The sequence below is a fragment of the Streptomyces sp. NPDC051018 genome, assembly GCF_044456085.1.
In the GTDB taxonomy this organism is placed as follows: domain Bacteria; phylum Actinomycetota; class Actinomycetes; order Streptomycetales; family Streptomycetaceae; genus Streptomyces.
Map to the genome: position 1 here is coordinate 106,181 of NZ_JBITFN010000004.1, position 13,381 is coordinate 119,561.

Annotated in this window: 9 protein-coding genes; 4 read left to right on the forward strand and 5 right to left on the reverse strand. The window is 71.1% G+C overall.

Going from position 1 to position 13,381, the window contains the following annotated elements; all coding sequences use genetic code 11:
• Window positions 1–12: 12 nt before the first annotated feature.
• A complete protein-coding gene (locus ACIBCM_RS09315) occupies window positions 13–1,566 on the reverse strand; it encodes an ABC transporter substrate-binding protein (protein ID WP_399241375.1) in 1,554 nt (517 codons plus the stop codon).
• A 1,018-nt stretch (window positions 1,567–2,584) separates the two neighbouring features.
• Between ACIBCM_RS09315 and ACIBCM_RS09320 the strand changes: the two genes are divergently transcribed.
• From ACIBCM_RS09320 to ACIBCM_RS09335, 4 genes are read left to right on the forward strand one after another with little or no spacing between them, the layout of a single operon-like run.
• Window positions 2,585–3,061 (forward strand): MaoC family dehydratase, encoded by a 477-nt coding sequence (locus tag ACIBCM_RS09320; protein WP_399241376.1) that lies wholly within the window; start codon window positions 2,585–2,587, stop codon window positions 3,059–3,061.
• On the forward strand, window positions 3,058–4,008 hold the full coding sequence (locus tag ACIBCM_RS09325; RefSeq protein WP_399241377.1) for an ABC transporter permease: 951 nt from the start codon (window positions 3,058–3,060) through the stop codon (window positions 4,006–4,008). Before ACIBCM_RS09320 ends, ACIBCM_RS09325 begins: the two co-directional genes overlap by 4 nt.
• The gene (locus tag ACIBCM_RS09330) at window positions 4,005–4,922 is read left to right on the forward strand and encodes an ABC transporter permease (protein ID WP_399241378.1); all 918 of its coding nucleotides are present in this window, start codon (window positions 4,005–4,007) and stop codon (window positions 4,920–4,922) included. The genes ACIBCM_RS09325 and ACIBCM_RS09330 overlap by 4 nt, the downstream gene beginning before the upstream one ends.
• On the forward strand, window positions 4,919–6,817 hold the full coding sequence (locus ACIBCM_RS09335; RefSeq protein ID WP_399241379.1) for a dipeptide ABC transporter ATP-binding protein: 1,899 nt from the start codon (window positions 4,919–4,921) through the stop codon (window positions 6,815–6,817). Before ACIBCM_RS09330 ends, ACIBCM_RS09335 begins: the two co-directional genes overlap by 4 nt.
• 410 nt (window positions 6,818–7,227) lie before the next feature.
• Here the strand turns inward: ACIBCM_RS09335 and ACIBCM_RS09340 are convergent, their stop codons facing one another.
• From ACIBCM_RS09340 to ACIBCM_RS09355, 4 genes are all read right to left on the reverse strand, one after another.
• The gene (locus ACIBCM_RS09340) at window positions 7,228–7,635 is read right to left on the reverse strand and encodes an NTP pyrophosphohydrolase (RefSeq protein WP_399241380.1); all 408 of its coding nucleotides are present in this window, start codon (window positions 7,633–7,635) and stop codon (window positions 7,228–7,230) included.
• 154 nt (window positions 7,636–7,789) lie between these two features.
• The gene (locus ACIBCM_RS09345) at window positions 7,790–9,916 is read right to left on the reverse strand and encodes a 3-hydroxyacyl-CoA dehydrogenase NAD-binding domain-containing protein (protein ID WP_399241381.1); all 2,127 of its coding nucleotides are present in this window, start codon (window positions 9,914–9,916) and stop codon (window positions 7,790–7,792) included.
• A complete protein-coding gene (locus tag ACIBCM_RS09350; RefSeq protein ID WP_399241382.1) occupies window positions 9,913–11,133 on the reverse strand; it encodes a thiolase family protein in 1,221 nt (406 codons plus the stop codon). Before ACIBCM_RS09350 ends, ACIBCM_RS09345 begins: the two co-directional genes overlap by 4 nt.
• Window positions 11,134–12,084: 951 nt before the next feature.
• Complete coding sequence (locus tag ACIBCM_RS09355) at window positions 12,085–13,368, reverse strand: HRDC domain-containing protein (protein WP_399241383.1); 1,284 nt, start codon at window positions 13,366–13,368, stop codon at window positions 12,085–12,087.
• Window positions 13,369–13,381 lie beyond the last annotated feature (13 nt).

The following is a 13,381-nucleotide window of genomic DNA, read 5'->3' on the forward strand; positions in this document are numbered from 1 at the left end:
TCGCGACACGCCCTAACGGGCCTTGAGCAGCCTGATGTTCACGCCCTGCGCGTAGTCGAGCAGCGTGGGCGGCCGGCCGTAGGAGTAGCCCTTGGCCAGGACCGACACATGGGCACCCTGGAAGACCGGGATGTACGGCACGTCATCGGCGATCGCGCCGAGCAGCGCCTTGGTGGAGTCCCACCGCTGTGCGTCCGTTCCATTGAGCCCGGGCAGCGCCGAACGGGTTGCCGGAGTGGAGAACTTGGCGACGTTGAACGCGCCCTTGCCCACGACCTTGTCCAGGCCGTTGGGGACCGGGGCGAACGTACCCAGGCTGTACGGCATGGGCGTCTTCGCCTTCTTGGCGTAGACGCTCTCCATCCAGGCGTTCCGCGAGATCTGCCGGGGCTCCGCCTTGACGCCGATCTTGGCGAGGTTGGTCTCCAGGTTGAGCGCGGCCAGCTTGGACCAGGGCAGCTCGTTGAGGAAGTACACGGGGAACGACAGTTTGCCGCGGTACTTCGACTTCGCCAGGGCCTGCTTGGCCTTGTCGAGGTCGAACGGATACTGCGGAAGACCCGCGAGGAAGGAGTCGCCGTCGGCCGGCGAGGGAGCGGCGCCGCGGACGATCTCGTCGGGGAGGTAGGACTTCAGCGGTTTGACCTGGGAGGAGAAGGCGGCGGCCAGCAGGCCCTGCCGGTCCAGCGAGTAGGCGACGGCCCTGCGGACATTGACGTCGTCGAAGGGCGGCGCGGTCACATCGAGCACCAGGAAGTTCGACTGGAGGGCGGGAACGTTGTACACGCTGGTCCCCGCGATCTTCTTCCACTGCTTGATCGAGGTCAGATCCGAGATGACCCCGCCCTGCACCTCTCCGGACCGCATCGCCAACTGGCTCTTGGTCTCCCCGGCGACGGCGGTGAACACCAGCCGGTCCGGCGCGGGCTTGCGGCCCCAGTAGCCGGAGTTCCGCTTCAACGTGACCTTGTCGGGGGTGTAGGTGTCCACAAGGTAGGGGCCCGTGCCGACGGGCACCGCGGAGGCCGAGCCGAGATCGGCGGCATGGGCCTCGGCGAACGACTTCCGCTGGATGAGGCCCACGACGCTCAGGGCGGCCCGGGTCAGCGGATCGGGCTGGGAGAGAGTGACCGTCACCTGCTGCTTCCCGGTCACGGCCACCGACGTGACGTACTCCAGCGTGTTCCTGGTCTGGGCGCTCTCCCCGGTGACGTGCTTCAGGCTCCACGCCACGTCCTCGGCCGTCAGCGCACTGCCGTCGGAGAACTCGACGCCCGCGCGGAGGTTGTAGACGATCGTCTTCTTGTCGGGCTGGGTCACCGAACTCGCCAGCAGCGGGGTGTACGTGCCGTCCTGCGCCAGATTCTCCAGCGGCTCGGTGACCATCGACATGATGTTGGTGTCGGCGATGTTGTAGTTCTTCGCCACGTCCAGGGAAACGGGCGCGGACGCGGCGAAGGTGAACTCGGAGATCCCCGATGGGGCGGAGCCGGGTGAGGCTTCGCAGCCGACGAGAAGTGTGGCCGTGCCCACGGCCCCGGCGAGCAGTTGAATTCGGCGGCGCATGGCTGCTCCTCAGCAAAGGACGCACAAACGGACTGTTCGGCGAATGCAGTGCACCGGGGACTCACTCACGCGGTGACTTTCCCGGCTGCGCGCTGGGGCGAGCGGGGAATGGGGAACGACATGGGAGGACGCCCCGGAGTGTCGGGTTCGGCGCCGCTGTGTGGCATGTCGGTTGCCGCATCCTGACACCCGTCCGTACGGCTGTCAATATCCCGATCTCCGGTTTTCCACAGCTGAAGGGAAGGGCCACAGAGGCATGGTGAAAACCCTTCCCATCCGTAAGTACCGACCCGGAGGAGAATGCGCTGCCGCCCATACAGCTCGTCTTATCAGCGGCGAACGCGTCCCGCGTACGGAGCGTTTTCGTGTTCGACCGCCCCGACATCCGGAGCGGGCGCCGGCGCGGCCGTACCGTCGATCCGGCGCCCGAGACGTACGGGACTCCCGTCGCCGCGCCCGACGGCCGGACCGGCCCCGGAGGCCGCCTCTCCGTTCCCGGGGCCGCCTTCGCGGTGCCCCGGTGGCCCGGGGGCAGCTCTCCGCGGACATCCCGGCCGGGCCGCGGGCACGACCGGCCGCACGGCTGGTCACGGCCCGGACGCTGAGCCCGGCCGGGTCATTTCCGGCTGCCCGGAATTCCCCACGACCCCTTCCGCTCCGGCCTCACCACGCCGGCCACCCGGTGACCGGCAGAACCGTTGACAGCCGTACGGGCGGGTGTCAGTATGCGGCAACCGACATGCCACACAGCGGCGCCGAACCCGACACTCCGGGGCGTCCTCCCATGTCGTTCCCCATTCCCCGCTCGCCCCAGCGCGCAGCCGGGAAAGTCACCGCGTGAGTGAGTCCCCGGTGCACTGCATTCGCTGACCAAATCGAGGCCGCGCCGCGAGCCGTGACGATTCGGTGGCCCCGGTGCCCTGCTCATGGACCCCACCGGATCCCACCGCAATTCCCGCGATCCGGCGCGCCTACGCAGCTGGAGGCGCCGCGCTGTGCCGTCCCGGGAAGGCATCGAATGAAGGACCCCGACTTCGAGCAGTTCGAGCATCAGACCAAGGGGCGCACCTTCGGTGATTTTGCGCCCCGTCAAGAATTCGAACATCACTGGGGGCGAACCGTCACCGAAGCGGAGAGCATTCTGTTCTCCACCTCGACTTGCAACTGGAATCCGCTGTACGTCAACGCCGAGTTTGCGCGAGCACACGGCCACCCGTCGGTTGTCGTCAATCCGATGCTGGTGCTCTGCATCGTCGTGGGACTGTCGGTCGAGGACCTGAGCGAAGCGGGCGGCCCGTTTCTCGGTGTGGACCAGGTGGAATTCGGCAGCCCCGTCTATCACGGGGACACCCTCGCCGCGAAATCCGTCGTGACCGCGGTCCGGCACTCCGCGAGCCGGCCCGGCAACGGGATCATCACCTGGCGGACCACGTGCTCGAACCAGTCGGGTGCCGAAGTGGTCCGTCTGCGGCGCACGAATCTGGTGCGCGCATGATGAGGTTCATCGCGAGACGGCTCGTCGCCTCGGTCGGACTGGTGGCCGTGGTGAGCTTTCTCGTCTTCGCTCTGCTGCACCTCTCCCCGGGCTCACCGCTGACCACCCTGCTGGGCGGACAGGACGCGAGCGAGGAGCAGATCGCCGCGGTCGTCCGCGAGCACCACCTCGACGATCCCTTCCTCGCTCAGTACTGGCGGTGGCTCGCGGGCGTGGTCCAGTTCGACTTCGGCCGCTCCACCGTGTCGCACACCCCGGCGATGAGCCGGATCGCCGAGTTCGCGCCGGTCTCCGCGCAGCTCACGGCACTCACCCTGGTGATCGTCGTACTGATCGGGATCCCCCTCGGGATGGCCGCGGGTCTGCGCCGCGGCAAGGCGTTCGACCGGGCGACCTCGTTCCTGACGGTGATCGGAATGAGTTCACCGCCGTTCGCGACCGGAGTTCTGCTGATCTACGTCTTCGGCGTGGGGCTCGGTATGCCGGTCTTCGGCGCGGGAGACGGGGGCATCGACCGGCTGCGGCACCTCGTGCTGCCCGCGGTGACGCTGTCGGTGGTCCTGATCGCTCTGGTGGTCCGGCAGACGAGGGCGGCCGTGCTGGACGTGACCCGGCAGGACTATCTGACCTTCGTCCGGGCGCGCGGACTCGGCGGATCGCGGGTGCTGGTCCACTATGTGCTGCGCAACAGCGCACTGCCGGTGGTGACCACCGTGGGCATCCTGATCATCCAGCTCACGGCGGGGACGGTGCTGGTGGAGAGCGTGTTCTCGCTGCCGGGCATCGGCACCCTCATGGTCGAGTCGGTGGAGGCCAAGGACATGCCCGTCATCCAGGCGCTCTGTCTGCTGATCGCCGTGGTCGTCGTGCTGACCAATCTGCTGGTGGATCTGCTGTCGACCCTGGTCGATCCGCGGATCCGTACGGGAGCGGGGGGAACGGCATGACCGAGCAGCAGACCCCGAAACTCGACCGTCCGCCCGCCCGGGACACTGCCCGCGAGCGGTCCGCGGGCGGAGCGCCGTCCGAATCCGCCGGGCGCCGGCGTGGCCGGCCGCCCCTCCTCGTGTCCCTTTCTCTGCTGTTCCTCGCCGGGGTGGCCGTCTGCGCGGTTCTCGGGACCTGGCTGGCGCCCCAGGACCCCTCCGAGCAGGATCCCTCCCTCAGCGTCACCTCACCCGGCGGCGGTCATCTCCTCGGAACCGACGTCCTGGGCCGGGACGTGTTCTCCCGGGTGATCGTGGGCACCCTCTCCGCCGTCGCGGGACCTCTGATCGCCGCCATCGGCATCCTGCTGATCGGCACACTTCTCGGGCTCCTGGCCGGGTATCACGGAGGACGGGTCGACGCCGTGATCTCGCGGGGCGCGGACATGCTGTACTCGATGCCCGCGCTCCTGGTGGCCATCGTGGTGGTCGGCATCGTCAGCGGAAGCTATGTCCTGACGATCGGCGTCATCGTCGTACTGAACGTCCCCGGCACGGTCCGCCTGGTCAGAAGCGCGGCCATCGCGCAGGCCCGGCTGTCGTACGTGGACGCCGCCCGGGCCCTGGGGGTCCGGCCCCTGGTGATCGTCACCCGCCACATCCTGCCCAATGTGATGCCCACCGTCGTCGCGACGTTCCTGCTGGAGTTCGTGACCGCGCTGGTGTCGTTCTCGGCACTGTCGTTCCTCGGTCTGGGGGTCGCTCCGGGCAGCGCCAACTGGGGCACGATGCTCGCCGAGGGGCAGGAACTGATCTTCGACAACCCGATGATGTCGCTGGCGCCGGCGCTGCTGATCGTCGCCACGGCCACCAGCGCCACCATCGCCGGCGACTGGCTGTACGACAGGACAGCCCTCAAAGCGGAGGCACGATGACGAACTCTGTGGCGGATCCGTCCCCCCTGCTGAAGGCGACCGGGCTCACCGTCGTCACCTCCACCGGCCATGTACGGCGCCCCCTCGTCAGCGGGGTCGGCTTCTCGCTGGCACGCGGCGAGGCCATGGGCATCGTCGGGGAATCGGGCTGCGGCAAGTCGATGACCGTCAGATCACTCGTCGGACTCCTCCCTCATCGGGTTCACGCGGAGGGCGAGATCACCTTCGACGGCCTGCCGCTCATCGGCAGGCCGGAGAAGGCGTTCCGCGCGCTGCGCGGGGAACGGATCAGCCTGCTCCTCCAGGACCCGTTCACGATGCTCAACCCGCTCCAGCGGGTCGGTGTGACACTCCGGGAGTCGCTGGCACCCCCGCTGCGCGCCGACCGGGGCGCGAGCGCACGGGAAGTGACACGCCGACTGGCGGAGGTGGGGCTCGACGCCGATGTTGCGGGCAAGTACCCGTTCCAGCTGTCCGGCGGAATGCGCCAGCGGGTCGCGATGGCCGCCGCGCTGGCCCGCGACCCCGAACTGCTGCTGGCCGACGAGCCGACCACCGCACTCGACATGTCCTCGCAGGCCGAGGTGCTGACCCTGCTCGGCGAACTGCGGCGCAGCCGGGGCATGGCACTGATCCTGGTCACCCACGACCTCGACGTGGCCTTCAGCACCTGCGACACCGTCCAGGTGATGTACGCGGGAAACGTGCTCGAATCCGGACCGGTCGACGCGGTCGCGGCCCGCCCGCAGCACCCGTACACCCTGGGCCTGCTCACCTCCCGGATCCCGCGCGACCACTACCGGGAGGAACTGACCTCCATCCCCGGCGGTGTGCCCTCGGCGGAGACGGTGACCGACAGCTGCGCGTTCGCCGCCCGCTGCTCCTGGAGCACGGACGACTGCGGCGCCGGGCGGCCGGAACTGGCCCTGGTGGGCGGCGACCACCGGTCCGCGTGTGTGCGGATCACCGGAATCCGCGAGGAGATGGACGCCGCCCTCGCCGACCGCGGCCCCGGGGACGCCGCCCGGCCCGCCGCCGGCGGGCGCCCGGACGACCTCGTGGTGGTGCGCGGACTGGGCCGGACGTTCCGCAGCAGGCCGCTGACCGGCGCGCCCCGGTCCACCGTGGCGCTGGACGATGTGTCCTTCCACATCGGCGAGGGCGAGTCAGTGGGGCTGCTCGGGGAATCGGGCTCCGGGAAGTCGACCATCGCCCGGATCCTGCTCGGCCTGGAGACCGCGGACACCGGCGAGATCCGGTACCGCGGGCACCGGGACCCGGCGGACCGGGCTGCGCACGGAAGACGTTGGCGCAGGCCCGGGCCGCGGCCCGGAGGAGCCTGGGGCCGCGCTCCCGGAATCCAGATCGTCTTCCAGGACCCGTACGCCTCCCTCAACCCCTCCCTGACCATCGGCTCGACCCTGCGCGAAGCGGCCGGATACCGCCCGTCCGGCCCGTCGGCGGGGGAGCCCGCCCCCACCGAGGCCGAACTGCTCGCCATGGTGGGCCTGCCCGTCGCCTACGCGTCCCGCCGCCCGTCGGCCCTCTCGGGAGGCCAGCGCCAGCGTGTCGCCATCGCCCGTGCCATCGCCACCGCCCCCGAACTTCTGGTCTGTGACGAGCCGGTGGCGGCCCTCGACGTCTCGGTGCAGGCCCAGGTGCTGGAGCTGTTCCGCGACCTGCGGAGGAAGCGGAAGATCGCCATGCTGTTCATCACCCACGACCTCGCCGTGGCCCGGCAGATGACGGAACGCGTCATCGTCCTGCGGCGCGGCCGGATCGTCGAGAGCGGCGAGACGGCCGCCGTCCTGGACGACCCGCAGCACTGGTACACCCGCCGCCTCGTCGGCTCGGCCCCGGACGCGTCAAGGGAGGAAGCGGCGGGGGACGAGTGAGCGTTCGGCGCGGGGCTTGACCGGGCCGGGCCCCGCTGTGCGACGCCACGTCAGGGCCCTTGCCGAAACGGGGTGGCCGCGATGCTGCGCGCCCCCGTGACCAGGTGACTCGCCCAGCCCGCGGATCAGGGCCGTCATCTCGTGGCCGACCGATCCCGCCTCCGCCTCCGGTCTTGTCAGGACGCCCGGGGACGTGCCGGGCCCGAGTCCGCCGCCGGTGGCGAGGAAGACGCGGATGGGGCCGGGAACGCGGGAAACGAAGCCGTCCGGCAGTCCGTTCACGGACATCGTGCAGAACCGCCCCGAGCACCGCGACACCCGGTGCGGCGCGCCCTCGCACAACCACGGGCCGAGCGTCCGCGCGGGAGGGTGCGTGCCGTCGGTCAACCGGGCAAGCGGCTCTCCCTCCGTTACCCCCGGTCGGCGGGCCCGTACACCGTCCGGGGACCGGCCGTCCGCGCGCCCACCGCGGTGACCCGCTCGCGCAGTCCGCGGTCGGCGGTGATCACCACCGTGGGCCGGTCACCGCCGCCGGCCGCCAGCTCGGCGATCAGATCGTCCCCGCTGCCCCGGGCCTCGGCCACCCGCACCCCGGGCACGGACTCCACACCGCGCGCGGCCCCCTCCACCACCAGCACGATCTTCAGCGGCCCCGGAACGCCCGGCACACCCTCCCGGGCGTGGACCGCCAGCCGGTCCCGCAGCCGTTCGGCGGCGCCCCGCCGGTCGCGCCACCATCCCCCACGGCCGTACCCCCAGGGCACGGAACCGACGACATTCGCGCCGTCGACGATCAGCAGCGTCGGCGTCTGACTCATGGCACTCCACGGACGAGGAGCCCGTACCCGCGGGCGTACGGGACGAGGGTTGTGGCCAGGGCCTCGGGCACAGGCGGAAGGGGCCGCACGGAGTATTCCGTACGACCCCTTCCTACACCACGGCCAGGCTGACCCACGGCCCGGGAGGCGGCGGTTACGCGGGTACGCTCGCCACACCCGGCGCCAGGAACGGCTTCCCGTTCACCCGCTCCGAGACGCCCTCACGGTCCAGATACGGTGTGATGCCGCCCAGATGGAACGGCCAGCCCGCACCCGTGATCAGACACAGGTCGACATCCTGCGCCTCGGCCACGACACCCTCCTGGAGCATCAGACCGATCTCCTGCGCCACCGCGTCCAGGACCCGGGCGCGCACCCCGTCCTCGGTCAGGACGGTGTCGCCCTGCCTCAGCAGCGCGGCGACCTCCGGGTCCAGCTCCGGCTTCCCCGAGTCGTACACATAGAAGCCGCGCTTGCCCGCCTCGACGACCGCCGCCAGGTTCTCCGAGACCGTGAAGCGGTCCGGGAACGCCCGGTTGAGGGTCTCGGACACATGCAGCCCGATCGCCGGACCCACCAGCTCCAGCAGGACCAGCGGGGACATCGGCAGGCCCAGCGGTTCGACGGCCCGCTCGGCCACGGCGACGGGTGTGCCCTCGTCGATGACGTTCTGGATCTCGCCCATGAAGCGCGTCAGGATGCGGTTGACCACGAACGCCGGGGCGTCCTTGACCAGGACGGCCGTCTTCTTCAGCTGCTTCGCCACCGCGAACGCCGTCGCGAGCGAGGCGTCGTCCGTCCGCTCGCCGCGGACGATCTCCAGCAGCGGCAGCACCGCGACCGGATTGAAGAAGTGGAAGCCGACCACCCGCTCGGGGTGCTTCAGCTTCGACGCCATCTCGGTCACCGACAGCGAGGAGGTGTTGGTGGCGAGGATCGCGTGCGCCGGGGCGACGGCCTCCACCTCGGCGAACACCTGTTGCTTGACGCCGATCTCCTCGAAGACCGCTTCGATGACGAAGTCGGCGTCCGAGAAGCCCTCCGCCTTGTCCAGCACACCCGTGACCAGGTCCCTGAGCCGGTTCGCCTTGTCCTGGCCGATCCGCCCCTTGCCGAGCAGCTTGTCGATCTCGGCGTGGACGTACCCCACACCCTTGTCGATCCGCTCCTGGTCGATGTCGGTGAGCACGACCGGCACCTCCAGCCGGCGCAGGAAGAGCAGCGCCAGCTGAGAGGCCATCAGCCCGGCGCCCACGACACCGACCTTGGTCACCGGGCGCGCCAGGCTCCTGTCCGGCGCGCCGACCGGGCGCTTGCCCCGCTTCTGCACCAGATTGAAGGCGTAGATACCGCTGCGCAGTTCGCCGCCCATGATCAGATCGGCCAGCGCCCGGTCCTCGGCGTCGAAACCGGCCTGGAGATTCCCGTCCTTGGCCGCGGCGACGATGTCCAGCGCGCGATAGGCGGCCGGGGCGGCCCCGTGCACCTTGGAGTCGGCCACGGTCCGGCCGTGGGCCACCGCCGCGTCCCACGCCTGCCCCCGGTCGATCGGGGCGCGCTCGACCACGGTCTCGCCCGTGAGCACGGACGCGGTCCACACCAGCGACCGCTCCAGGAAGTCAGCGCCGTCGAAGATCGCGTCCGCGATCCCCAGCTCGAAGACCTGGGCGCCCTTGAGCTGGCGGTTCTGGTTCAGCGAGTTCTCGACGATGACCGAGATCGCCTTCTCGGGGCCGATCAGATTCGGCAGCAGGGTGCAGCCGCCCCAGCCCGGGACGAGTCCGAGGAAGACCTCGGGCAGCGAGAACGCGGGGATTGCCCGGGAGACCGTGCGGTAGGTGCAGTGCAGCCCGGCCTCGACACCCCCGCCCATGGCCGCGCCGTTGTAGTACGCGAACGTCGGAACGGCCAGCGCGCCCAGCCGCTTGAACACATCGTGCCCGCCCTTGCCGATGGCGAGCGCGTCCTCGTGCGTACGCAGCAGCTCGACGCCCTTGAGGTCGGCGCCGACCGCGAAGATGAAGGGCTTGCCGGTGATACCGGCGCCGGTGATCGAGCCCTCCGCCGCCTCCTTCTCGACCTGGTCGATCGCGGTGTTCAGATGCGCCAGCGACTGGGGACCGAAGGTGGTCGGCTTGGTGTGGTCCAGGCCGTTGTCCAGCGTGATGAGCGCGAAGCGGCCCGCCCCGCCGGGAAGGTCGAGATGGCGTACGTGCGCGCTGGTGACGACCTCGTCCGGGAACAGCCCGGCCGCGCCCTTCAGCAGTTCAGCGGTGCTCACTTGCTGCCTCCCTCGAAGTGCGGGTTCTCCCAGACGACCGTCGCGCCCATGCCGAAGCCGACGCACATGGTGGTGATGCCGTAGCGGACCTCCGGCTGCTCCTCGAACTGGCGGGACAGCTGGGTCATCAGCCGTACGCCCGAGGAGGCCAGCGGATGGCCGAAGGCGATCGCCCCGCCGTACTGGTTGACGCGCGGGTCGTCGTCGTCGATGCCGTAGTGCTCCAGGAACGCCAGCACCTGGACGGCGAACGCCTCGTTGATCTCGAACAGCCCGATGTCCCCGATCGACAGCCCCGCCTTGGCGAGGGCCTTCTGGGTGGCGGGGATCGGTCCGTACCCCATGACCTCGGGCTCGACACCGGTGTACGCGTACGACACGAGCCGCATCCGCACCGGAAGACCGTTCTCGCGTGCGAAGTCCTCGGACGCGACGAGGGAGGCGGTGGCTCCGTCGTTCAGCCCGGCGGAGTTGCCCGCGGTGACCCGCCCGTGCGTACGGAACGGGGTCTTCAGCCCGGCCAGGTTCTCCCGTGTGGTGCCGGGGCGCATCGGCTCGTCCTGGGTGGCCAGCCCCCAGCCGGTCTCCCCGGCCTCCGGGTTGGTGCGGCGCACGGAGATCGGCACCAGGTTCTGCTGGATCCTCCCGTTCGCGTACGCCTTGGCCGCCTTCTCCTGCGACCGTACGGCGTACTCGTCCGCGCGGGCGCGGGTGAGGGACGGATAGCGGTCGTGCAGATTCTCGGCGGTCATGCCCATGAACAGGGCGGACTCGTCGACGAGCTTCTCGCTGACGAAGCGGGGGTGGGGGTCGACGCCCTCGCCCATCGGGTGCCGGCCCATGTGCTCCACACCGGCGGCCACGGCCACGTCGTACGCGCCGAAGGCGATCGATCCCGCGGTCGTCGTCACTGCGGTCATCGCGCCCGCGCACATCCGGTCGATCGAGTACCCCGGCACGGTGTGCGGCAGCCCCGCGAGGATGCCGGCCGTACGGCCCAGGGTGAGCCCCTGGTCGCCGATCTGCGTCGTGGCCGCGACGGCGACCTCGTCGATCTTCGCCGGATCGAGGCCGGGGTTGCGGCGCAGCAGCTCCCGGATCGCCTTGACGACGAGATCGTCGGCGCGGGTCTCGTGGTAGATGCCCTTGGGGCCCGCCTTGCCGAACGGGGTGCGGACGCCGTCGACGAAGACGACGTCCCTGACGGTACGAGGCACGATGGCTCTCCTCCAGGGTGCGGATGGCACTGCTGCGGGGCGCGAGACTAAGCGCGCGCTTCCCTTCATGCTACTTACGGGTAACCCTAGTGCCCAGCCCCCCTGCTCCGAGCGTCGAACATCACACGTTCCCGCCCCGTGTCGCCCCTTTCCCCGATCCAGCACGCCTCCCTTCCTCCGCGCCGCAGCCCCGGGCCGGGCGCCTCAATCGCCGGCCGGGCTGGGAGGGGGTCTCCTCGTCCGGGTTGCGTGGAGGGCTCGGGTTTTGTTGTGCGCCTCGCACGGGGGCCGGGGCCGGTCCTCCGCTTCCCCGGGGCTCTGCCCCGGACCCCGCTCCTCAATCGCCGGAGGGGCTGGAAAGTGGCCTGGGACGGGTTCTGTGTCCGCCCTGTACCGAGGGTGGGGCTGGGTTCCGCCTTCCTGCCGCGGCTCCGCCGTGGGCTCCGCTCCTGAATCGCCGGAGGGGCTGGGAAGTGGCCTGGGACGGGTGCGGCCACCTCGTATGGCCTCGGCGCTTGACCCAGCTCCCAGAAGGCCGGTGCCGGGGACCACCTTCAGCCTCGCCGGCGTTTGAGGCGCCGGGTCCGGGGCGGAGCCCCGGGGATGTGGGGACCGCCCCCGCCTCCGCTACGGGGCGGGCGGGGGAACCCGGCCAGGCTGTACACGGGCCCGGGGCGGGGGATCCTTTTCAGCCTCGCCGGCGTTTGAGGCGCGGGGTCCGGGGCGGAGCCCCGGGGTGGGGTGGAGGCCGGCCTCCACCGGAGGGACCGGGCGTGCCGGGCCGACCCGGAGAAACCCAGCCCCGCCGGCGATTGAGGCGCCGGGTCCCGGGTCCGCGCCCCGGGACCTCCCCGTAGAGGTAGACGCCCGCGCCCTGGGACCTCCCCGGTAGAGGTAGACGCCCGCGCCCCGGGACCTCCCCGGCAGGGGCAGGCGCCCGCCACCCAGGACCTACCCGGTACGGGTCAGCGCTCGGGACAGCAGCGGCGCCACCAACCCCACCTGCCACGCCCTCGCACCGAGGGACGTCAGCGCCGCCGCCACCCCCTCCACGGACGTATCCTGCGGTGGCTCCCAGCACACCCGCCGCACCGTGTCCGGGGTGATCAGGTTCTCCTGGGGGAGGTGCAGCTCGTCCGCCAGGGCGGACACCGCCGCCCGGGCGGCCGACAGCCGCGCCGCCGCCACGGGGTCCTTGTCCGCCCAGGACCGGGGCGGCGGAGGTCCGTTCAGGGGCTGCCCCGGCTGCGGCAGCTCCGCGTCGGGAAGCGCCTTCGCCCGGTCCACCGCCGACTGCCACTGCTCCAGCTGCCGCCGCCCCATCCGATGGCCGAACCCCGGCAGTGCCGTGAGCGCGTGCACGGTCGAGGGGAGCGCGAGCGCGGCCTCGATGATCGCGCCGTCGCCGAGCACCTTCCCGGGGGAGACGTCGCGCCGCTGCGCGATCCTGTCGCGGGCCGTCCACAGCTCCCGGACGACCGCCATCTGGCGCCGCCGCCGCACCTTGTGCATCCCGGACGTCCGCCGCCACGGATCCTTCCGCGGCGGGGGCGGCGGCGCGGTGACGATCGCGTCGAACTCCTGGCGGGCCCACTCCAGCTTGTTCTGCCGGTCGAGTTCCTTCTCCAGGGCGTCTCGCAGATCGCCGAGCAGCTCCACATCGAGCGCCGCGTACCGCAGCCAGGGCTCGGGCAGCGGGCGGGTGGACCAGTCGACCGCGGAGTGGCCCTTCTCCAGGGCGTAACCGAGGACGGACTCGACCATCGCGCCGAGGCCCACCCGGGGGAATCCGGCCAGCCGCCCCGCCAGCTCCGTGTCGAAGAGCCGTGTCGGGACCATGCCTATCTCGCGCAGACAGGGCAGGTCCTGTGTCGCGGCGTGCAGGATCCACTCCGTATCGGCGAGCGTGCTGCCGAGGACGGACAGATCGGGGCAGCCCACCGGGTCGATCAGGGCGCTTCCCGCGCCTTCCCGGCGCAGCTGGACGAGGTAGGCCCGCTGGCCGTAGCGGTAGCCGGAGGCGCGCTCGGCGTCGACGGCGACGGGCCCCCTGCCACCGGCGAACGCGGCGACGACGGCCGCCAGCGCCTCGGCGTCGGCGACGACCGGGGGAATGCCGTCGCGGGGCTCCAGCAGGGGAATCGGTGCCTCTTCGGCTGCGACGCCGGCGTCCGGGGGAGCGCCCCCGGCGGTTCGCAGTGCGGTCTCTGCTGCGGTGTCTTGGGCGTCGGTCACGTGTCAAGGGTAT